Raw genomic sequence first — 22614 nt, 5'->3', positions numbered from 1 at the left:
TTTGTTTCATCATGTAATAATTTACAATAAATACAAAACGACGATCGGTACAATGACCGATGTCAAAATAGCAGCTAAACCCATCGCTATGCCTGCCATCGCTCCTTGCAATTGCCCTTCCCTAGCAATTTCTGCTGTCCCTTGTCCATGTGCAATCGTTCCCATTGAAAGTCCTCGCGAAAGGGGGTCTGTGATTTTTGTCAGTGTTAAAAACCATGGTCCTACCATGCCCACGATGATTCCTGTAGCAACCACAAATATCGCTGATAAAGAAACATCTCCGTAAATCATTTCTGATACTTCAACAGCAATCGGAACGGTTGCAGACTTAACACTAATTGAAGCAATGATCGTATCCGTTAACTCAAATGCTTTCGCTATCCAAATCACTGAAAGAATCGTCGAAATTGACCCAAGAAAAAGGCCAATTCCTGCTGTTATGCTGTATTTCATGATAATTTTCCGTTTTTTATACAATGGAACAGCTAACGCAACCGTTGCTGGACCTAAAAGATAAGTGATGATGTCTTTTGCTGGTTCATACCGCTCGTAAGGAGTTCCTGTCGCTAATAAAAGCAAAATAATAATTGTCGTACTAAAAAAGACTGGAGTCGTAAATGGTGAAGGGTATTTTCCTCCAGCTACTCTTGAAAGAGCATAGACCCCAATTGTGATCAAAATACTGAGCAACGTAGACATGATGATCATACACTCTCTCCTCCTTTCTTTTTAGCTAAAAATTGAGAAACAAAACCAGTGACATAAATACCAATCATCGCGCTAATAGTGATCGCAATCCCTAAGGCGAGACCGTGCTGCCAAAATAAATCGCCAAATTTCATCAAACCGACAGCTACTGGAATGAAAAAAAATGCTAAATGTTTTATCAAAAAGGTTGCTGCCTCTTCTACTAATGATAGGGGGATGACACCCGTTACTAATAGAACTATGAGAATAACCATACCAGCCACATTGCCTGGTAATGGAAGATTAAGCCAACTCACAATTAAGTAGCCGAGTTGATTGATTGCCCATAAAATCATTAGTTGAATAATAACAAGTATACCGTTTCGCAACACAATAACCGACCTCCTCTAAAAATGTGAGTTTTAACGTATAAAAAATCGATAGCAAGAAACGGAAAAACCTTTTAAACTAAAGATTAAAGAGTTCGTCGATATTTTCGATTTATTATAACTTTAGCTTATGGTTCATTATATGAGTAATATAGTTATAAAGAAAATACATATAAACTATGCTTGCTATTCATTTTAGTTATAGGGAGGTTTTTCGAATGGATATTCGTCAGTTAGAGTATTTTTCAGAGGTTGCTAAACAAGCAAGTTTCACGAAAGCTGCCGCAACCTTGCACGTTTCCCAACCATCCTTAAGTAAAGCAATTAAAAACTTAGAAGGAGAGCTAGGAGTCCCTTTATTTTATCGTTCGCCAAAACAATTGGAGTTAACAGATGCAGGAAAAGCCGTCTTGATGAATGCCAAAAATGTCCTAGAAGCTTTTAAAAATTTAACGTCAGAGCTAACAGATATTATGGAGATAAAGAGTGGAGAAATTAGAATTGGTATTCCACCCATCATTGGGGCAGCTTTTTTCTCAACATTAATTGGCCAGTTTAAAGAATCATATCCATACGTTGATATTCTCTTAAGTGAAGTTGGCACCATTAAAATTAAAGAAGGGCTTGAGGACGGCTCACTAGACATCGGATTAATTTGCACGCCACCAACAGAAGGGCATTTTGAAATGATTAATTTATCAAAGGACCCACTGATGGTCATTGTTCATTCCGAACACTCCTTTGCTGCCAAAACTGAAATCCTATTTAGGGAATTAGAACATCAACCGCTTATTTTATATCGAAATGATTTTTCTCTTCACGACCGTATTCTTGAGGAATGTTCAAAAAATCAATTTAATCCGAATATCGTATGTGAAAGCTCACAAAAGGATTTTATGATTGAAATGGTAGGGGCCAAATTAGGAGTTGCCTTGTTTCCTAGTAAGATCTGTGAGTCTATCAACAAAAAAGAGATCATTGCCATACCTTTATCCGATCCTGAGATTCATTTAGAGTTAGGGCTAGCATGGAAAAACAATAAATATTTATCGTTTGCCGTGCGTGAATTTATTCATCTTGCTCAAAAACGTCACGAAAACCAATAACATCGTTTGGAAATACCAAACGATGTTATTGGTTGTGAATCATATTATCTTATCATTCTATGTTTTAAGCTTGCTTTTCAATTGTTGGGAAACGAATATAAAAATTTGTTCCCTCGTTTACTCGACTTGTTACACTTAATTTACCACTCATCATTTCAATGATCTGCATAGCTGCCATCATACCGAGTCCTGTTCCTTCTCTTCCCTTTGTTGTGTAATAAGGTTCACCTAATCGAGATAGTTGCTCTTTCGTCATTCCTTCACCCTCATCAGAAATCACAATCATCAATTCGCCATTTCCTTTATATGTTTCTATAAAAAGTTCTCCGCCATTCGGCATGGCTTCAATACAATTTTTTGTAATATTTAACAAGCATTGCTGTAGTAATTGTGGATCACCCAGGATGAAGCAACTTTCAAGCTTAGTTCCTATATGGATCCTATTTATGTTGGCCAATGGTGTAATGATGTTAATTGCTCGTTTCAATTCTTGCTCAATATTAATCCGTACGGCGTTTTCAGGAGACGGCTTCGCAAACGTTAAGTAATTTTGAATAATATCAGTTGCTCGATCAATTTCTTCAATGGAAAGACTTAAATACTCTCTTTGTTTCTTTTCTGATACAGTCGTTACCTGCATCAGCTGCAAAAAGCCTCTAACGACAGCCAATGGATTTCGGACTTCGTGTGACATTGAGGAAGCTAAATGACTGACTATCTCCATTTTTTCCGCTTTAATCACTCGTTGGTTAATTAACTGCGATTCTTGAAATGCTTCGTATATATAAATAACTAAAAGAGTAGTCATAAATGTTAGAATCAAATATAAAAAGACAAAAAAAGCATTAAATGAAATATCAAAAATGATTATTGAGACAAACAAGGCCCATACACCCGCTAATAAGGAAACAGTAGTACCTACTAGGAGTTTTTTCTGTTTTGATGATTTTCTAAACATTTTTCTAATAGCGATTAATATAAACATTAAAACAATGCCGATAAGAACGGTTGCCCCAACTCCAACTCCTCCAAGAAAATAACGAAACGCTATCGTTAATCCAGTCAATAAAATAATTGTTGTAACTCCACCATACAATCCCCCGATCGTAACAGCAACCCAACGCAAATCAAAAATATACCCATCTATAATGGAGAACGGAAATAAAATACATAGAATGATTCCTAAACTAGCAGAAAAATTGATGATCCAGTTCTTCTTTGTTGGATTGAATAACATCTTCGAATTAATTTCTAACAGTAGAGGGATAAATAATAAAAAGATGATGATAAAAAGTACATTTAATAAAAGAGATTCTAGACCATGCATCAACTATTGACCTCCTTTCATTCCATGGCTCACCTACTAGGTTAGTCTATCTTTTATATAAATGATACTTTTTTCTTATTTTTTAACTTCACCTTATTTTATGATTATGAATTCTAAAACTCTTATTACAATTATGATTTTACAGAACCAATTAGAAAAAAGTTACCTCGTCGTCATCCAATTAAAACTTTCTTCACTTTTCCCTTTTGGCGAATACTCTAATCCTATAAATCCCTCATAATGAAGATTATGTAGTAAATCAAATATTTCTTGATAGTCCATTTCTCCAGTCCCTGGTTGATAGCGTCCTGGAACATCTGCTATTTGGACGTGTTCGATGAGATGAGTATATCGCTCGAATAAAGTAAGCGTGTGACCATATGTTCTTTGAATATGATAGAAATCGAATTGTAGTTTAACATTAGGTGAATGAACTTCTTTAATAATATGCACTGCCTCATGAAGATCATTTAAAAAGTATCCTGGGATATCAAATGTATTGATGGGTTCAATTAATAGTGTTAGGTCATGCTCTGCCATTTTCGCTGCTGCATACTTGATATTGTTTATAAAAACATCTCTAACCTGCTCTTTGTTAGATTTTTCAGGCATTACACCCGCCATACAATGAATCCGCGGGCATTGTATAGTAGTCGCATAGCGAATTCCTATCTTAACAGACTCCCTAAATTCTTCTATTCTGTTTGGGTCAATTGCCATTCCTCGATCGCCACTCACCCAATCTCCTGGTGGCAGGTTGATTAAAACCATTGAAAGATGGTGATCATCAAGTTCCCGTTTGATCTTTTCTAATGAATAAGGATAAGGAAATTGACATTCTACATGAGTAAAACCATGTTCTTTTGCTTTTTTGATGCGATCGATAAAAGGATATTCAGTGAAAATAGTTGATAGATTAACAGAAAATTGATTCATAAAATCCTCCTAATTGAGATTTTTTCTTATCTAAAGTAAACATGGACATAAGAAAATAAAACCCTCATCATAAGGGTTTTATTTTCATTATATCTTTCTTCATACTATAAAATTATTTCATTCCAAATGGTGTACTTTTATCTATTAATAAGTCAGCACGCTTACGGTTTGTTGCAATAATGTAAACGGCCGCAAGTGCAATACCTAAAACGATAAAGCTACCGATGTTAAAGAGACCTTTTTCCGCATACCAGACAATGGAGTAACCAAGCCCTCCAGCAAATAATGCATAATAGAGAAATGGGAAGATGGTTTTCCGAATAATCGTACCTTCTTTTCCGACTAAACCTACAACAGCAGAAGCTGCTACAACATTATGAACACAGATCATATTACCAGCTGCTCCGCCGACTGCTTGAAGAGCAACAATCCATGTAGGATCTACTCCAATTTGTGCACCAACATCATATTGGAATAATGCGAACATCATGTTACTTACGGTGTTACTTCCAGCAATAAATGCTCCAAGACCCCCAATAAATGTTGCAAAGATTGGCCAGAAATCACCAGTTAATGAAGCTACTCCATTCGCAAGTGCGATCGGCATTCGATCAAAACCTGCTGCTCCCCCGTCTGTATTTAAAAATACTTGGACCATTGGCACCGTAAACACAAGTGCAGTGGAAGCAGCAAGTGTTGTTTTAGCAGAATCAGACCAGGCTTTCATGTAAGCGTTACTACTCATTCCGTGTATGAAGAAAGTAATTAATGTGACAAGAATAAATATCGTTCCAGGCAAGTATAGTGGCTGAAAACTTGCAGAAATTTCTGTTCCAAGAATATTATCGAAACTAACAGTCCATGCCCTCAACCAGTCAATAATAGGCAGTGATTGTAATCTTGAGAGCACTAAGAATATCCCGACTAAAATGTACGGTGACCATGCTCGAATCATGCTCATATTTCCACTTTTATGAGCAATATCTTTGATTTCGATTTTACCTGTCCATTCTGGATCCCATTTTGACTTTTCTTCAAAGTTCCAAATTTCATCTTTCGGTGGCATCAAAAATCCTTTTTTAGCTGCAGATACGACAATTACTAGACCAACTAAACTACCAATCATGGATGGGAATTCAGGTCCAAGTACATTTGCTACAATCACATAAGGAATTGTCATTGCAAAAGCAGCAAATAAGGCAAACTTCCAAATTTTAATTCCTTCTGAAAATGATTTGTTTTTTCCAAAAAACCTTGTCATAAGTGCTACTACAAATAATGGGACAAGTGTACCTGTAATAGCATGCATAATTGCCACTTTGCCACCGATCTCAGTTACTAATAATAGAAAGTCATTGGTAATGGTCGGATCAGCTGATAAACCAGATTGTACTCCAACTAACATCGGAGTACCAACAGCTCCAAATGATACAGGGGTACTTTGGATAACCATTCCCGAGATAACCGCGGCCATCGCAGGGAATCCAAGTCCTACTAGTAATGGTACGGCTACAGCTGCAGGTGTCCCAAATCCGGCAGAACCTTCAATAAACGATCCAAACAACCATGCAATAATAATCACTTGTACACGACGGTCTGGAGAGATATCAGTAAATCCTTGACGGATCGTTTTAATTCCTCCACTTTCCTGTAGAGTATTTAAAAGCAGTATCGCTCCAAAGATGATATACAAAAGTGTCCCTGCAGTAACAAGCCCATTAATCGATGCTGCAGCGACATTTACCCCCGGAACTTGCCAAACAAATAATGCAAGTCCAACTGCCACTAGGTAGGAAATCGGCATCGCCTTACTTGCAGGCCACCTGAGTCCAACTAGAAAAATCGCTACCGCAATGATCGGTAAAAGAGATAAAAAAGCCAACATCCCAGTACCCATAAATTTTCCCCTTCCTTATGCAATCGTTTATTTTTTACATTATTATTAAATTGTTGTATAATTTTCACTATTATTTATACAACAAATTATCCAAAAAATGATAGCGTTTACATTTTACTGTTACTTTTATGAAAGCTAAAATATTATTATGCCTACAAATAAACTTTCAATAGCATTTGTATAAATTAGAAATAATGAGGAAAAAGGTTATGTAAGTTTTAAGGTGAGGATTCATCTTAATAGCATGAAAGTATGCCCGGCACAAAGCGTCTGTATCTCATTGCGACCGGGCTCCATTCGTTAAATCGTTTTTACATTTTGCTTTGCACTAACAAATGTGTTACGCAAAACACCGATTTCTTTTATTTCGCATTCAATGCTATCACCAGCTCCAACTAGTTCAGCTCCAACTGGACTACCTGTTAGAATCACGTCACCTTTTTTGAGTGTCATGACATTTGATAAATATGAAATCATTTTTCCAATAGGAACAATCATTAATTCCGTTGCACTATTTTGCTTTTCGACATCATTTAGGCGTGCCTCGACTCTAACATTAAAAGGATCTAGCTCTGTTTCAATGACAGGGCCAAGGGGTGTAAATGTATCAAATGATTTTCCAATCGTCCAATGACCATCTTCTCGGAAGTATTGAGGAGCTGTTACATCATTTCCTACTGTATAGCCAAAAACATAATCTAACACGTCTTCTTCCGCAACATTCTTCGCATCTCTTCCAATGATGATCGCTAGCTCTGATTCAAATTTAACCTCATTAATCGCAGCTGGTATGACAATTTCATCCTCAGGACCAATGACTGATGATGTTGGCTTGAAGAAAAACACAGGAATCTCAGGTAACGTATCAGGAATTTCTTCTACTTTTGTAACAAAGTTTGCACCAATTCCAATGATTTGGTTTGGCTCAAGTGGAGCAAGCAATGTAACATCACTAGGTGAAAATTCTTTTCCTGTGAACTCCCAGCTTTCAAAAATGTCACCTTCTACTTCTTTAATAACATTATTCTCGATAACGCCTGTATATACTTCTGTATTAACTGAAAATCTAGTAAATTTCATTATCATTTTCCTTTCAATGTAAGGTAGGTAACAGTATGTACGTTTGCAGCAAGTCATGGTGTAAAGATGTGACGTCCACCATGACTTGTGCAGTATTGATTAATTCCTAATTCATTAAGCGTTTTGAGCAATCTTCGCCTTCGCTTCTTGACGGCGACGGTGTAAAATTGGTTCTGTGTATCCGTTTGGTTGCTTACAACCTTCAAACACTAGCTCACACGCTGCTTGAAACGCAACAGAGTTGTCAAAGTCTGTAGACATTGCACGATATTCAGGGTCACCTGCGTTTTGCTCATCTACCACTTTTGCCATACGTTGTAATGTTTCAAGTACCTGCTCTTTTGAACAAATGCCTTGGTGAATCCAGTTTGCCATGTGTTGACTAGAAATTCGAAGTGTCGCACGGTCTTCCATTAGCCCAACATTATTAATATCAGGTACTTTTGAACATCCAACTCCTTGCTCTACCCAACGAACAACATAGCCAAGAATTCCTTGTGCATTGTTATCTAGCTCTTGCTGAATCTCTTCAGGGCTCCAGTTAGGATTTTTAGCAACTGGGAATTCCAAAATTTGATCACGTAGGTCTTTAGATTCCTTAGCTAATTCATTTTGTACTTCTTTCACATCAATTTCATGATAGTGAAGAGCATGTAATGTAGCTGCTGTTGGAGATGGTACCCAAGCCGTATTTGCTCCTGCTTGAAGTTGGCTACCCTTTTGCTTCAACATTTCTGCCATCATATCTGGCATTGCCCACATTCCTTTTCCAACTTGCGCGCGCCCACTAAAACCACTAGCTAAACCAACAATTACGTTGTTTTGCTCATACCCTTGTAACCAGCTAGATGATTTCATATCATTTTTGCGAATCATCGGACCAGCTTCCATCGATGTATGCATCTCATCACCTGTACGATCTAAGAAACCAGTATTAATAAATACGACTCTCTCTTTTACTTCGCGAATACACGCTTTTAAGTTTAAAGTCGTACGACGTTCTTCATCCATAACCCCAATTTTTAACGTATTTCTTTCTAAACCTAGCAAGTCTTCAACTCTGTCAAAGAGCTGATTTGAAAAAGCGACTTCTTTAGAGCCGTGCATTTTCGGCTTAACGATATAAACAGAGCCTTTTCTTGAATTAGCTTTATCTCCATTACGTAAAAGGTCTTGTTTAGCAAGAAGGCTCGTAATAACTGTATCCAAAATACCTTCTGGAACCTCTTGTCCCTCTTGATCTAATACAGCATTACTTGTCATTAAGTGACCAACATTTCGTACAAACATAAGTGAACGGCCTGATAATGTAAGTTCACTGCCATTTGAAGTCGTGTACGCGCGATCAGGATTTAGCGTACGTGTAACACTCTTACTACCTTTTTGAAAAGTAGCTTCTAATTTTCCATTCATTAGACCTAACCAGTTGCGATAAACAAGTACTTTATCCTCTGCATCAACTGCAGCAACAGAGTCTTCACAATCCATGATTGTTGTAAGTGCAGATTCCATTAGTAGGTCTTTTACACCAGCCTGGTCTGTTTTACCAATTGGATGCTCACGATCAATTTGAATTTCAAAATGTAGACCGTTATTTTTCAGTAAGATAGCGGTTGGTTCCTCTGCTAATCCTTGATATGCGACAAGCTTCGATTCCGTTTCTAGCTCTGTCGCCTCACCATTACTTAAAGAAATAGACAATTTACCATCTTGGATCACATATTTGACAGCATCTTTATGAGAAGCTGATTTTAGAGGTACTGTTTTGTCTAAGAAATCCTTCGCATATGCAATAACTTTTGCTCCGCGAGCTGGATTGTATGATTTTTGACGTTCAGCACCGTCCTCTTCACTGATTGCATCTGTGCCATAAAGAGCATCATATAAACTTCCCCAACGAGCGTTCGCAGCATTGATCGCATAACGAGCGTTATTAACTGGAACAACTAATTGTGGCCCTGCTTGCAATGTGATTTCTTCGTCTACATTATCTGTTGTAATTTGATAATCTTCTACTTCAGGCTCTAAATAATTAATATCTTGTAAAAATGCTTTATATTTAGCGAAATCAAAGCTCTCTTTATTTTCTTTATGCCAAGCATCAATTTGACTTTGAATCTCGTCACGTTTAGCAAGTAATTTCTTATTTTGCGGAGCTAAATCGTTAATTAACGTTTCTAATCCAGTCCAAAACTGTTCCGTTTCTACTCCGCTTTGCGCAAGAGCTTCCTCGTTAATAAATTGATGCAATTCCTTAGCAACTTGAAGATTACCTACTTTTATATAATCTGTCATTGACAATCTCCTCCTTAAAATATGAGCTTTTCCATTCGTTTCTTATTAGGAAACACAGTTTCTATTATTCCACTAAAGAGTACCATGAAGACGCTATCATTTCAATAATTTTCTTAACATTCGTTAAATTTATATTATGAACTAGCCATGGCTGCTTTCATCTCTTTTTTGATTTCAACACAACGCCCTGGAGACGGGAACAATTTTCCTGCATTTAATAAATTATTTGGGTTAAAGACTTCACGAATATTCGTTTGAGCAGCAATTTCCTCATCTGTGAAAATAAAACGCATCTCATTGATCTTTTCAATTCCAACTCCGTGTTCACCTGTAATGGATCCACCGACATCAGCACAAACTTGTAAGCAAGCACTTCCTGCCTCTAATGCCTTTTCAGATGCTCCTGGAATTCTTGCATCAAAAAGAATAAGTGGGTGAAGGTTTCCATCACCTGCATGGAAAATATTCGCTATTCTTAAACCGCTTTCTGCACTGATTTCATTAATTCTATTTAACACCTCAGGCAACTTACTTCGCGGTATGACACCATCTTGTACAAGATAGTCTGCAGATATCGCTCCCATAGCTCCAAAGCCTGTTTTACGATTAGCCCACCATCTTGCTCGCTCTTGTTCATCTTGTGCGACTTTTACTTCGCGCACATGATGATTCTTACAAACTTGTAAAATATGATTGATTTGTTCGTTAATACCCGCTGAAACACCATCCACTTCAATGAGCAATAAGGCTTCAATATCTTTTGGATGTCCTACTGGGAAAGATGCTGCTTCTACCCCTTCGATCGCTGTTTTATCCATCATTTCTAACGCTGCTGGTACAATACCTGCAGAAATAATATCAGATACAGCCTGACTTCCATCTTCCACATGATCGAAATAAGCTAAAACGGTTTGCTTCGCTTCAGGGTTTTTCAAAATTCGCACGGTAATTTTTGTGACAATGCCAAGTGTGCCCTCTGAGCCTGTTAATAAACCAAGTAAGTCATAACCTGGTGCATCAGGAATTCCATCATGCCCAATCTCAATGATTTCACCATTTGGCAAAACAACCTCTAGGCCTAAAATATGGTTCGTTGTGACACCGTATTTAAGACAATGTGCCCCTCCTGCATTTTCTGCCACATTACCACCAATTGTACAACAAGATTGACTCGAAGGATCTGGTGCATAATAGTAACCTTTATCTGCTATAGAATTGGTTAACTTAAGATTGACATAGCCCGGTTCCACGACTGCACGACGATTTTCTAAATCAACGCTTAAAAGACGTTTCATTTTAACGAGACTAATAATCACTTCTTCGTTTAAAGGGATCGCGCCACCACTTAAGCCAGTTCCAGCACCACGAGCTAGGTAAGGCAAGCTATTTTCTGCACAGTATTTAACGAGTTCAGCCACTTCTTCGGTATTGTTAGGAAAGACGACAGCCTTAGGCAAATGTTTATGAATGGTAAACCCATCGCAATCATAAGCAAGTAGATCTTCTTGATCATAGAGAATAGAGTATGGACCCGAAACAATTTTAGCCAAATTGTTAATATGTTTGTCTTTTGACCTTACTTTTGTTCTCGCCATTAGTTACCCTCCTTTTGTGCATCTTCCTTTTGATAAGCCCAATCGAGAAGCTGAACAGTATGAACGACCTTTTGATTTCTGCCGTACTTTTCAACACCGATTGCCATCTGTAGCATGCAGCCTGGATTCCCCATTGAAATCATTTCGACATCATCAGGAACATTTTTCATTTTACTTTCTAGAACAGCGCCTGCCATCTCTGGATTCGTCATGTTATAAATACCCGCGCTTCCACAACAACGGTCTGCATTAGGCATATGAACCATTTCAACTCCAGGAATATTAATTAAAAGATCACGTGGCTCTTGGCGAACTCCTTGACCATGCGCTAGGTGACATGCATCATGATAGGTGATTCTTGTGTTTAGTTCCGCCTTTGGTTTTTCATAGCCAGTATCATATAAATGTTTCGAGATGTCTTCTACCTTTTCAGCAAACTTTTCTGCTCTTTCTTGCCATTCTGGTTCCTCCTTAAAGAGTTCACCATATTCTTTCAACATACAACCACAACCAGCTGCATTCACAATAATCTTATCTGAATCTTCAAATGCTTCGATGTTCTGTTTTGCTAGCTTTCTTCCCGTATCACGGTCTCCAGCATGTACATGCAGGGCTCCACAGCACGTTTGTTTTGGTGGAATCGTTACTTCATTTCCATTACGAGTTAGTACATTGATCGTTGATTGGTTAATATCACTAAACATAACGTCCATGACACAACCTGTCATAAATGATACTTGTTGCTTCGTTTCACCTTGAGCAGGGATCACATTATTATTCTTATATTTTTTTCGTACAGGCTGCTTCACCTCAGGCATAACAGCTTCCATTTGAACTAAATGCTCTGGCATAATATTCATTAAACCTGTTTTTCTCACAACCTTCTGAATCCCACTCTTTTGATAAACCTTTAATAAGCTTCCTAATGAATTTAGGCGATTTTGATGCGGGAATAACCCTTGTAAGAACAATTTACTAACAGAGCCCTTCCACCCCGTTAATGGCATTGCTTGGCGAACCTGTCCTCTTGCTTCTTCAATTAGTCCACCTACATCAACATCGGCAGGACAAGCGGTTGTACATGCACGGCAATCTAAACAAGCAAACACTGGATCTGCAAATTGTTCATTAACGACAAGCTTTCCTTCTGCAACTGATTTAATTAAATGGACACGACCTCGCGGTGAATGCTGCTCTTGACCGGTTAGTTCATAGGTCGGACACGATTCTAAACACATTCCACAGTGAACACAGTCTGCCCATTTGTTCTCATCTGGCTTATCACTCCACAAATAGTTACTCAAACTCGTATTTGATGAACAGGCTGGTGTTTGTTGTTTTTCCTTTTCTGCTACACTCATGTTAAATTCCTCCTACAAAGCGCTTATGATTCAGCGTTCTTTTTGGATCAACCTTTGTTTTGATTCCGTCTAGTAAAAAGAAATGAGCTGGCTTTTCTCCCCAGACATTTGTCGTTTGTCTGAGTGACAGCGGTAAATGCTTCACCACTACATATCCACCTAGTTCCTTAACAGACTGTTTAAGAGATTCAATGGCAGACATGACATCCTCGCTTGCTCCCTTTAAAATGACTTGACATAATCCATGCCCTAACCCACCATGTGCAAATACCGTAAGATTGTTCGCTTCTTCTAGTAGTTGACTAGCTTTTATGACTTGAAGGACATCAAGATTTTTTACACCTATTTTTAATGCTGCTTCTGTTATTTCACCTTGCTGCGTATTCAATCCATTTGGAGCCAGCTTATAAAAATCATCCCAGATTGATTGCGCTTCTTTTTCAGCAAGAATTTGTAAATTTGTGTTTGCAGGCTGATTTTGTTTGACGAACTCTTCTTGATAAAGCACAGAACTTTGAACATCTTCAAAACTAATCGCTAACGTGTAGTTTTCATTACCCGTTAATGCCTTTGAAATGGAAGGATTTAATAGTTCAAGAGCAATAGGCTCCATCATTGAATCTAATAACTGAATGGCAAATGCTCTTACTTTCTTGAGGTCTCCATCAGGAAATGATAACAAAACGAGACTTTGATACTTAGGTATCGGTCGAAGCTTTAATGTCACTTCCGAAATGACGCCTAATGTTCCCATCGATCCGATAAACAACTTGTTCATGTCATATCCTGCAACATTTTTCACAACTTTCCCACCTGAACGAATGACATTGCCATCTGGGTAAACGACTCTTAGACCAATGACTAAGTCTCTCGCTGATCCATAACCAAGTCGTTTAGGACCACTATCATTTGCAGCAATAATCCCACCAATTGTCGCATGTTCTGGCCATGCTGGATCAAGTGCGATCATTTGCTGATGTTGTGCTAAGTATTCCTGTAACTCTTTAAAAGTTGTACCTGTCTTAACAGTCAGCGTCATATCTCCAACGGTGTGCTCATTTACACCTTTATACATCTCTAAAGATAACAAGATGTCTGTTTGAGGATCTAATCCACCAAAACCTCTTTTCGTTCCCATTCCTGCAATAGTCACTTTCTTTCCATTGTCATTTGCATATTTGAGTACGCTTTCAATTTCTTGTTCAGTTTTTGGATAAACAACGATTTCCCCACTATTACCTAGTAAATCGGACTGACTCCCTTTCTCTTCAACTTGATCTACTGGTAAGATTGCTTTTAAATCAGCTAAAAGATTTGAAGTGATCACGATAACACCCCTATTCGTTTCTTAATAACAAACGATGTTTCTATTTTTGTTTCAAAAAAATGAGCGATAATTTTAAAACGCTTACATTGTTTCGTGTGCTTTATCAATTAGAACACGATCTTGTAAGAGTTCTTCGACAAAACTCAAATGTTTAATCATTATTTGGTATGCCAGTTTAGATTCGCCTGATTGTATTGATTTATAGATATTATTATGCTGCGCTTTAATTGATGCAAGAATCTCATCATTTGGCTCGATTTGTGCATAAAATTCATTCATCGTTTTCTTCGTTGTTGAGGAGATAAATTCCATTAACTGTACTAAAATCTCATTACCTGCAGCATGTGCAATTGCCATGTGAAAGTTGTAATCTGATTCCCAGCCATCAGTTTGATTTAAAAGAATTTCTCCAATAATCTCTACGTCTTCCTCTGTCCTATTCAATGCTGCTCCTTCCGCTATCCCTGCTTCAACAATCTTTCTCACTTGAAACAATTCGCGGATATTTTTTTGACTAGGTAATAAGGTTGTTTGATTAAAAAACTTTGTTGAGTCAAATTCACAAATATATGTTCCTTCGCCTTGCTTGACATTAACGGTACCTTTTCCGTTAAGAGTAATGATTGCATCACGGATTGCTGAACGTCCAACATCAAACATTTCACAAAGCTCTCGCATAGAAGGTAATTTTTCTCCTGGTTTGAACATTCCCGATTCAATCATCTTCTCGATTTGCTCAACAACTAACTCCGATATTTTCTTTTTTGGTATTTTTTCGACATTCACATATCCACCACCCTTCTGATCAATGATCACATATGTGATATGTGTGTAACTTTATTAAACCATCCTTCCTTTTATTTTTCAATATTTTTTTAAAATATTCTAAACAATTGCAATTGATAACAAAATACGACATCTTTCTTATTTTACTAAAAAATATAAAAAAGCTAACTGTTTTGTTAGCTTTTTTAATTAATTTGGAGAAATATATCCAAGACGTCGTGAGATTTTTTTTCCTACTTCGATAATGACTGGGCTTATTGCTTTCAAACGATCACTTTCCATGCGAATGGACGGTCCTGAGACACTTATGGCAGCTGCAATCCTCCCTCTATTATCGAATATTGGTGCAGCTATACAGGTTATGCCTGTTTCATTTTCTTGAATTTCCACTCCGTAACCTTGGTTTCTAATTTTTCGTAACTCAGTAAGTAAACTTTCTTTATCTGTAATCGTATTTTCAGTCCGCTTTTCCATCCCATTTTTATTTAAAATAGCTGAAACCTCTTGCTCAGGTAAATGGGCAAGAATAACTTTACCAACACTTGTACAATGCATCGATGCTCTTCTACCGACTTTTGAGTGAGTACGTAACGTTTCATTTCCCTCTAATTTCTCAATATAAATCACTTCACCTTGATCAAAAACAACTAAGTGAATCACTTCGTTTGTATACGATTCTAACTCCTCAAGAAACGTTTTTGCTTGAGAACGTAAATCAATCGACTCTAGTAAAATAGCGCTTAATTCTAAGTACTTATACCCTAATCGATACTTTTTTGTCTCAATATCTTGTTCGATAAAACCATGACTGACAAGTGTGGTTAATAATTTATAGATCGAGCTTTTATTTAAGTCAAGATGAGTAGCGAGTTCCGTTACACCTCGCCCCTCTTTACTTTGACTTACTAAAGTGATGATTCTTAGCGCCCTATCAACTGATTTAACCATTTGCATCCCCCAAGTGATAAATGATAACCAAATATTACCTTCATAAAAAAAATATAAAAAACTGACTTGTCGTGTCACTCTCCATCACTTCCACAAACAAGTGAGTATTCAGAGTAGACACTGTAACAAGTCAGCTTTGTTATTATTATGCAGTTGGTTCTGAATCTGCTTTTAGTTGCACATTACGTTGCGGGGCAAATGTTGAAATGGCATGCTTATATACAAGTTGCTGCTTTCCTTCTGTTTCTAGAATGATTGTAAAATTATCGAATCCTTTCACATGACCACGAAGCTGAAAACCGTTGAGTAAAAAGACTGTGACTGAGATGTTATCTTTGCGTAATTGATTAAGAAATTGATCCTGAATGTTAATTTGCTGTTTCATCGGGGTGTCCTCCTCTTATTGACTCTCTCTTTATTTCGATAAAGATTGGAATTTTCCTTCAATAAATGTACAAATTTCGTGAAAAACTTGCTCCGTGAGCCCGTCAGTCATGTCAAACCACGTCGCATCTGTTTTGTTGCGGAACCATGTTAATTGTCTTTTGGCATATCTTCTTGAGTTTCTTTTTAATGTTTCAATAGCCTCATCTTTTGAACACTTACCATCAAAATATTCATACAGTTCTTTGTAACCAATCGCTTGTACTGATTGACAGTCGATAATACCTTGATCATAAAGTGCCTTTGCTTCTTCTACAAGCCCTTGCTCGATCATTAGATCTACTCTTTGGTTAATCCGCTTATACAGTTTCTCACGCTCCATTGATAATCCAATAAAAACGAGATCATAATGAGATTTTTTTTCTCCTTGTTCTCCAACTTGTTGCTTTGAAAACGGTACTCCTGTCACACGCGAGACTTCAAGTGCTCGAATAACACGACGAACATTATTAGGATGAATGTTGACAGCAGCTTCATGATCAACAGCTTCTAACATCTTATGTAATTCTTCGTTTCCAACATTTAAAGCAATCTCTGCAAGCTCGGCTCGATACTTTTCATCAGTTGGCATCTCATCGAGTTGATACCCTTTTGTTATTGCATTTACATATAGCCCTGTACCACCGACTAAAAAAGGAATATGGCCTACTTGATTAATAAGAGAAATAAGCGGGAGGCAATGTTCTTGAAATTCAGCCACTGAAAAAGATTCGTGTGGCTCTTTGATATCTATTAAATGATGCTTAATCCCGTCTTGTTCTACTTTTCCAACCTTCGCAGTGCCGATATCCATTCCTTTGTATACTTGCATTGAATCCCCACTGATGACTTCACCGTTGTATTTCTTACTAAGCTTAATGCTTAGAGCTGTTTTCCCAACAGCAGTCGGTCCGACGATTACGACTAGCTTTTCTTTCATCATCTTCTCCCTATTTTCATAAATTCAAACATTTTCCTTCTTTTTCTATATATCCATAGTGGAAGGCGGAGTGCTGCCTCCTTATTACGTGAAAAGGAAATCGATCAAAGCGTGTACTTTTCCAGTGATCCTTTAAAACGATTCGACCACTACACACTCGGTATGTCTCTCTCAGCGTTTCCTCTGACAAATCATCATGACAAGCAAATTGCTTTAAGCCTTTTATCCCAGTGGAGTCTGATAAATGCTGTTCAAACATTGGATCAAAGTAGACAACATCGACTGAATTATCCTCAAGTGACAGTAAGTAATCATAATGTTTCGCATGAATGACTTCAATTGCTTTCATCGCAGCAAGCATTTCAGGACCGCCCTCATTCCACGTTTTAAGTCCTTCTTTTACAATTGCTGCGACAGTTGCATTCGCCTCAAGACCAATCACACGCCCTTCTTTTCCTACAGCAAGCTTTGCAACAAGACTATCAGATGCAAGCCCTAATGTACAATCAAGAAATGTCATTCCTTTTGTTAGCTTAGCCGTATCAACAAGCGGATCATATCCTGTCTTCAAGAACTGCTTTACTCTAAACATCGCAGAATTTGGGTGATAAAAGAAAGGTTCCCCTCCACACGCGTGATGAAGAGTGATTTTTTGTTTTCCTATTACTAATACATCTTCCTTGTACTGCTCGATTAATTCCTGCACAGATTGTTTATTCCTCAAAACAAATCGACAATCTAGCTTTTGACTAAAACCGATCGCTTTCTCATGTAACTGATCAGCGCCTTTTCCTGCAGTTGTTACGATCATTCTCGTTTCTCCTACTATTATCGTCTAATTTGACCTATTTTTAAACCTTTACATCACCCGCTTGAACATTTTCTCCAAAGCATATGTTGAGAAATGAACAATGATTGGTCTCCCATGAGGGCATGTAAATGGATCACTGCTTTTCCTTAGTGATTCAAGTAAGGCATACATTTCATCATGACGGAGGTGGCGATTGGCTTTTATAGCTGCTTTACACGACATAAGAATCGCTGCTTCTTCTCTTAATTTCGCTAAGTCCACTCTTTTATGCTCAAGTAGGTAATCAATGATTTCTCGAATTGTTTCTTCTTCATAGCCCTTTGGAAGCCATGTTGGGTGAGAGCGTACAATGAAAGCTTGTGTTCCAAATACTTCGAGAAACACACCGACACGGTGAAGTTCATCCATATGTTCATTGATCGTAGCCATTTCTTGCGCCGTGCATTCAAGTGTGATTGGCACGAACAATTCTTGAACCTGCGCTTCGACTTGTCCCACCTTTTCTCGGTAAAATTCATACTTAATTCGTTCTTGTGCAGCATGTTGATCAATTAAATACATGCCTGTTTCATTTTGGGCAATGATATAGGTGCCATGCATTTGACCAATAGGATATAGTGCTGGAATACGCTCAAGTGGCGCAGCTTCAACGTGTTGAGTTACCTGTGCTGCTGGTTGCTCATTCACTTCTTCCTCTATTTCTCTATCATCAAAATCAACATTTTTATTTGAAAAGGAAATGGACGGTTCTTCTTTTGACTCCATTTCCATCTTCGACTTAGGTACTATTTCACGCGACTCTTGTTCTGAAACAGCTGGATTTTCCCTCACTTGTAAAACTGTCTCAGGCCGAGGAGTCGTATCCTGTTCAAAGCTGAGAGACAACTGTTCACTTTTAGCTTCAGGTCTCTGCGTCCGCTTACTTGTATCTACCGTGGGGATTAGTGTTTCTTTCTTAAAAACCCCTTTAATAGCTGTTGTAATTAATTGTCCAAGTTCTTCTTCCTTACTCAGTCTTACCTCGAGTTTAGCAGGATGGACATTGACATCAATAAGCTGTGGATCCATTTCAATTGAGAGAACGACTATTGGAAAACGACCTATTGGTAGCAAGGTGTGATAGCCATCTTGAATCGCTCTCGCTAATGAGTAATTTCGTATATATCTACCGTTTACAAACAATGACATATATTGTCTAGAAGCCCTTGTGAGCTCAGGCATCGCCACATAACCACTGATTTGATAATCAAGTGACTGTCCGTTAACAGCAACCATTTTCTTTGCGACAGATCTGCCATAGATAGAGGCAATAACTTGACGAATATCACCATTTCCAGACGTTTTCAAAACCTCTTTTTTATTGTGATAGTATTCAAAGGCTACGTGAGGATGAGCCAGTGCAAGTCGATTGATAATATCGCTAATATTACCTGCTTCGGTATGAACCGTTTTTAAATATTTTAGACGAGCTGGTGTATTATAAAATAAATTTGTGACAACTATTTCTGTCCCTTTTCTTGCTTTTGCTATTGCTTTACTTTTGATGACCCCACCTTCAAGCTTCAGCTCTGTTCCTGGACCAATACCTGTACTCGTTGTCATCGTTAAATGAGAAACAGACGCAATACTCGGTAAAGCCTCCCCGCGAAAACCAAGCGTTGAAATGTGAAAAAGATCCCGATCCGTTCGAATTTTACTTGTGGCATGGCGGAAAAAGGCTGTCTCGACATCGTCCTCATCAATGCCATCACCGTTATCGACTATTCGAATTTGAGATAAGCCGCCTTCCTCAGCTTCAATTAAAATATGTGTACTATTAGCATCAAGTGCATTTTCAATTAATTCTTTTACAATTGAAGCTGGGCGCTCGACGACTTCACCCGCTGCAATTTTGTTAGACAAGGCATCATCAAGCTTGATAATTTTCGCCATCGAACCCCTCCTTTTTCAAACAAGTTGTTTATTATTATTTTAATAATCTCTGAAGCTCATTTACAAATTGAATCGCTTCAATTGGTGTCATATTTAGTACATCTTTTTGAACGAGCTTTTTAATCACTTTTTCTTCTCGTTCAAGTGTGCCAACCGATTTCTTTTTCTCTTTCGTTACGACAGCAGGGCCTTCTTCTTCAAATAAGGATAATTGCTCAATCGGGGTTGCTTTTTCCCTGATCTCATTATGTTGCTTGACTCCTTTAATCGTTGCCTGGCTTGATTCGAATTGTTCAAGTAATGCCTCTGCACGATCAGTCACCTCTTTAGGCAACTCAGCTAATTCCGCTACATATATGCCATAACTTCGATCAGCTTGTCCGTCGACAACTTTATGCAAAAAGACGACACTTCCGTGTTCTTCAACTGCTGCGACATGGACATTTTTCAAATCTTCTAGCATACCTTCGAGTTCCGTTAACTCATGATAATGAGTTGAAAATAGCGTTTTCGCACGAACATGATTATGAATGTATTCAATAATGGCCTGAGCAAGTGCCATGCCGTCATAAGTAGAAGTCCCACGACCGATTTCATCAAGCAAAATTAAGCTGTTTTCTGTTGCTTTTTTCAGAGCGTATCGCGTTTCAAGCATTTCGACCATGAATGTACTTTGACCACTAGCTAAATCATCAGCTGCTCCAATACGAGTAAATACTTGATCAAAAATAGGTAATTCAGCTGATTCTGCAGGGACATAGCAGCCAATCTGAGCCATAACAGCAAGTAAGGCAAGCTGACGCATATACGTACTTTTCCCTGCCATATTTGGACCCGTTATTAAGAGCATTTCACGTCCTTTTGTCATTTGTACATCGTTTGCAACATACTGACCTTTTGCAATCACCGTTTCAACAACTGGATGACGTCCACCTACTATCTCTATTTCTCTCTCGTTTGAGAATGTTGGTCGAACATAGTGACGTTGCTCACTTACTGATGCAAATCCAGCCAAGACATCAATTTCACTAATCGCATGAGCTAATTCTTGAATCGATGCTAAATACTGTTTTGTTTCATCGCGAACAGTGACAAATAAATCATACTCCAGCTGCTCCATCTTTTCTTCAGCTTCTAAAATAAGCGCTTCTTTTTCTTTTAGTTCAGGAGTTACATAACGTTCAGCATTCGTTAATGTTTGCTTCCGTTCATACCGACCTTCAGGTAGTAAATGGAGGTTAGCTCTCGTTACTTCGATATAGTAGCCAAAAACTTTGTTAAATCCAATTTTTAATGATTTAACGCCCGTTGCCTCGCGCTCTTTCCGCTCAAGTTCAGCAATCCACTGCTTTCCATTTTTACTTGCATCACGATACGTATCGAGCTCTTCATGAAACCCAGCTCGAATCATACCACCATCTGTAACCGAAATTGGAGGATCTTCAAGAAGACTATGTTCAAGTAAATCGACTAATTCGTCTATAAATGCATCTTCCTTAAACCAACGCTCTCCAAATATTGGTGCAATGGCTTGAATCAACTGTTTGATCGAAGGAATTCTTTGAAGAGAACGTTTTAATTGAACAAGCTCTCTAGCATTCACACTTCCATACGCAATCCGCCCAGCTAGTCGCTCAAGATCATAAACATGCCGAAGTTCATCGCGCAGCTCTTCTCTCTCAAAATAAGATTGTAATAAAGATGTAACCATTTCAAGTCGATCTTCTATGACCTCTTTATGAATTAATGGACGTTCAAGCCAGTTCTTAACAAGTCGACCACCCATCGCTGTCACCGTTTGATCTACAACTGCCAGAAGTGAACCAGCTTTTTTCTTTTCCCTTAGCGATTCCGTTAACTCAAGATTACGCTTTGTATGAGTATCCATTTTCATAAATGAATCTGTTGAATAGTACGTCACTTCTTGCAAGTGACTAAGTGAGCGCTTTTGCGTCCGAATTAAATAGTTTAATAATCTCGAAAAGCTATCAATTAACTTGTCCGATTTTAGCTCTTTGCATAACGAAGCATACTCCTCATTGAGTATTAATTCATCTTCTATTGATAAAGTTAGTGCTTTTTTTTCTTGAATTTGCACGATAACTTTCTCATCTAAATCTGATGCAACAACGAGCTCTTTTGCTCCTGAGCTTGCTATATCTTGAATTGCCTCTTCAAGCTCTGAGGCGACCGTAACAGCACATTCTCCTGTCGTCAAATCAGTTCTTGCAAGACCATAAGAACCATCCTTAAAATGCGTTAAAGCAACTAAATAATTATTTTCTTTTTCTTTAATACCGTTCCCATTCATTACTGTTCCAGGCGTTAATAGTTTAACGACTTCACGTTTAACGACACCTTTTGCTTGCTTAGGGTCCTCTACCTGCTCACAAATGGCAATCTTGTACCCTTTTTCAATCAGTCGTGACATGTATTGATCAGCTGAATGATAGGGTACACCGCACATAGGAATTCGGTCTTCTCCCTGTCCTCGACCAGTTAGTGTAATTTCAAGCTCACGCGCTGCAAGCTTTGCATCCTCAAAGAACATCTCATAAAAATCACCGAGACGAAAAAATAAAAAGGCATCCTTATATTGTGCCTTGATTTCTAAATATTGCTTCATCATAGGGGTCTGTTGTGCCATTGGTTAATCCTCCACCGTACGTAATCAATACATATGATTATAGCATAGCCTGTTTGATTCTCGCATTAGGGAGTCACTAACAAGTTTATTGCTAATGAATAGTAAGTAGTAGCCCTATCTTGTATAA

18 protein-coding genes are annotated in these 22614 nt (G+C 38.0%); 1 reads left to right on the top strand and 17 read right to left on the bottom strand.

The features are described 5' to 3' along the window. Positions 1-21: 21 nt before the first annotated feature. On the bottom strand, positions 22-708 hold the full coding sequence (locus IQ10_RS13685; RefSeq protein ID WP_144451054.1) for an LrgB family protein: 687 nt from the start codon (positions 706-708) through the stop codon (positions 22-24). Next, positions 705-1079: a CidA/LrgA family protein gene (locus tag IQ10_RS13680; protein WP_242009830.1), complete on the bottom strand. Its 375-nt coding sequence runs from the start codon at positions 1077-1079 to the stop codon at positions 705-707. The genes IQ10_RS13685 and IQ10_RS13680 overlap by 4 nt, the downstream gene beginning before the upstream one ends. A gap of 215 nt (positions 1080-1294) precedes the next feature. Between IQ10_RS13680 and IQ10_RS13675 the strand changes: the two genes are divergently transcribed. Beyond that, entirely contained in the window at positions 1295-2182 is an 888-nt protein-coding gene (locus IQ10_RS13675; RefSeq protein WP_144451053.1) for a LysR family transcriptional regulator, read from the top strand. Positions 2183-2246: 64 nt separating this feature from the next. Here IQ10_RS13675 and IQ10_RS13670 read toward each other — a convergent pair whose 3' ends face one another. From IQ10_RS13670 to mutS, 15 genes are all read right to left on the bottom strand, one after another. Further along, positions 2247-3509: an ATP-binding protein gene (locus IQ10_RS13670; RefSeq protein WP_242009834.1), complete on the bottom strand. Its 1263-nt coding sequence runs from the start codon at positions 3507-3509 to the stop codon at positions 2247-2249. 162 nt (positions 3510-3671) lie between these two features. After that, the gene (locus IQ10_RS13665) at positions 3672-4445 is read right to left on the bottom strand and encodes a hydroxypyruvate isomerase family protein (protein ID WP_144451051.1); all 774 of its coding nucleotides are present in this window, start codon (positions 4443-4445) and stop codon (positions 3672-3674) included. 112 nt (positions 4446-4557) lie between these two features. Beyond that, entirely contained in the window at positions 4558-6342 is a 1785-nt protein-coding gene (locus tag IQ10_RS13660) for an L-lactate permease (protein WP_144451050.1), read from the bottom strand. Between the two features lie 300 nt (positions 6343-6642). Further along, on the bottom strand, positions 6643-7422 hold the full coding sequence (locus IQ10_RS13655; RefSeq protein WP_144451049.1) for a fumarylacetoacetate hydrolase family protein: 780 nt from the start codon (positions 7420-7422) through the stop codon (positions 6643-6645). 114 nt (positions 7423-7536) lie between these two features. Further along, positions 7537-9717 (bottom strand): malate synthase G, encoded by a 2181-nt coding sequence (locus tag IQ10_RS13650; RefSeq protein WP_144451048.1) that lies wholly within the window; start codon positions 9715-9717, stop codon positions 7537-7539. Between the two features lie 134 nt (positions 9718-9851). Continuing rightward, the gene (locus tag IQ10_RS13645) at positions 9852-11312 is read right to left on the bottom strand and encodes an FAD-linked oxidase C-terminal domain-containing protein (protein ID WP_144451047.1); all 1461 of its coding nucleotides are present in this window, start codon (positions 11310-11312) and stop codon (positions 9852-9854) included. Continuing rightward, complete coding sequence (locus IQ10_RS13640) at positions 11312-12673, bottom strand: (Fe-S)-binding protein (protein ID WP_144451046.1); 1362 nt, start codon at positions 12671-12673, stop codon at positions 11312-11314. Before IQ10_RS13640 ends, IQ10_RS13645 begins: the two co-directional genes overlap by 1 nt. Position 12674: 1 nt before the next feature. Next, the gene (locus tag IQ10_RS13635) at positions 12675-14000 is read right to left on the bottom strand and encodes an FAD-binding oxidoreductase (RefSeq protein ID WP_144451045.1); all 1326 of its coding nucleotides are present in this window, start codon (positions 13998-14000) and stop codon (positions 12675-12677) included. Positions 14001-14081: 81 nt separating this feature from the next. Next, positions 14082-14786, bottom strand: coding sequence for a FadR/GntR family transcriptional regulator (locus IQ10_RS13630; RefSeq protein ID WP_144451044.1), 705 nt, complete (start codon positions 14784-14786; stop codon positions 14082-14084). Positions 14787-14975: 189 nt separating this feature from the next. After that, positions 14976-15734, bottom strand: coding sequence for an IclR family transcriptional regulator (locus IQ10_RS13625; protein WP_437177692.1), 759 nt, complete (start codon positions 15732-15734; stop codon positions 14976-14978). A 145-nt stretch (positions 15735-15879) separates the two neighbouring features. Then, positions 15880-16119 carry an RNA chaperone Hfq gene (hfq, locus tag IQ10_RS13620; RefSeq protein WP_144451043.1) on the bottom strand — a complete coding sequence of 80 codons (240 nt, stop codon included), beginning with the start codon at positions 16117-16119 and terminating at the stop codon, positions 15880-15882. Positions 16120-16149: 30 nt separating this feature from the next. Further along, on the bottom strand, positions 16150-17097 hold the full coding sequence (miaA, locus tag IQ10_RS13615) for a tRNA (adenosine(37)-N6)-dimethylallyltransferase MiaA (protein WP_144451042.1): 948 nt from the start codon (positions 17095-17097) through the stop codon (positions 16150-16152). 16 nt (positions 17098-17113) lie between these two features. Beyond that, positions 17114-17908 carry a class I SAM-dependent methyltransferase gene (locus IQ10_RS13610; RefSeq protein WP_144451041.1) on the bottom strand — a complete coding sequence of 265 codons (795 nt, stop codon included), beginning with the start codon at positions 17906-17908 and terminating at the stop codon, positions 17114-17116. A 48-nt stretch (positions 17909-17956) separates the two neighbouring features. After that, positions 17957-19840 (bottom strand): DNA mismatch repair endonuclease MutL, encoded by a 1884-nt coding sequence (mutL, locus tag IQ10_RS13605; protein WP_144451040.1) that lies wholly within the window; start codon positions 19838-19840, stop codon positions 17957-17959. Positions 19841-19874: 34 nt separating this feature from the next. After that, complete coding sequence (mutS, locus tag IQ10_RS13600; RefSeq protein ID WP_144451039.1) at positions 19875-22487, bottom strand: DNA mismatch repair protein MutS; 2613 nt, start codon at positions 22485-22487, stop codon at positions 19875-19877. Positions 22488-22614: the final 127 nt, after the last annotated feature.

Origin of the sequence: Halalkalibacter nanhaiisediminis (assembly GCF_007830185.1) — a bacterium.
Taxonomy (GTDB): Bacteria; Bacillota; Bacilli; order Bacillales; family Bacillaceae_D; genus Halalkalibacter; species Halalkalibacter nanhaiisediminis.
The sequence above is the reverse complement of the archived record's forward strand: the minus strand, read 5'-3'. Positions and strand labels throughout refer to the sequence as shown.

Coding starts and splice junctions, on each gene's coding strand:
- IQ10_RS13685 (WP_144451054.1), bottom strand. CDS start 708: ATGATCATCATGTCTACGTTGCTCAGTATTTTGATCACAATTGGGGTC.
- IQ10_RS13675 (WP_144451053.1), top strand. CDS start 1,295: ATGGATATTCGTCAGTTAGAGTATTTTTCAGAGGTTGCTAAACAAGCA.
- IQ10_RS13670 (WP_242009834.1), bottom strand. CDS start 3,509: ATGCATGGTCTAGAATCTCTTTTATTAAATGTACTTTTTATCATCATC.
- IQ10_RS13665 (WP_144451051.1), bottom strand. CDS start 4,445: ATGAATCAATTTTCTGTTAATCTATCAACTATTTTCACTGAATATCCT.
- IQ10_RS13660 (WP_144451050.1), bottom strand. CDS start 6,342: ATGGGTACTGGGATGTTGGCTTTTTTATCTCTTTTACCGATCATTGCG.
- IQ10_RS13655 (WP_144451049.1), bottom strand. CDS start 7,422: ATGAAATTTACTAGATTTTCAGTTAATACAGAAGTATATACAGGCGTT.
- IQ10_RS13650 (WP_144451048.1), bottom strand. CDS start 9,717: ATGACAGATTATATAAAAGTAGGTAATCTTCAAGTTGCTAAGGAATTG.
- IQ10_RS13645 (WP_144451047.1), bottom strand. CDS start 11,312: ATGGCGAGAACAAAAGTAAGGTCAAAAGACAAACATATTAACAATTTG.
- IQ10_RS13640 (WP_144451046.1), bottom strand. CDS start 12,673: ATGAGTGTAGCAGAAAAGGAAAAACAACAAACACCAGCCTGTTCATCA.
- IQ10_RS13625 (WP_437177692.1), bottom strand. CDS start 15,734: ATGGTTAAATCAGTTGATAGGGCGCTAAGAATCATCACTTTAGTAAGT.
- hfq (WP_144451043.1), bottom strand. CDS start 16,119: ATGAAACAGCAAATTAACATTCAGGATCAATTTCTTAATCAATTACGC.
- miaA (WP_144451042.1), bottom strand. CDS start 17,097: ATGAAAGAAAAGCTAGTCGTAATCGTCGGACCGACTGCTGTTGGGAAA.
- IQ10_RS13610 (WP_144451041.1), bottom strand. CDS start 17,908: ATGATCGTAACAACTGCAGGAAAAGGCGCTGATCAGTTACATGAGAAA.
- mutL (WP_144451040.1), bottom strand. CDS start 19,840: ATGGCGAAAATTATCAAGCTTGATGATGCCTTGTCTAACAAAATTGCA.
- mutS (WP_144451039.1), bottom strand. CDS start 22,487: ATGGCACAACAGACCCCTATGATGAAGCAATATTTAGAAATCAAGGCA.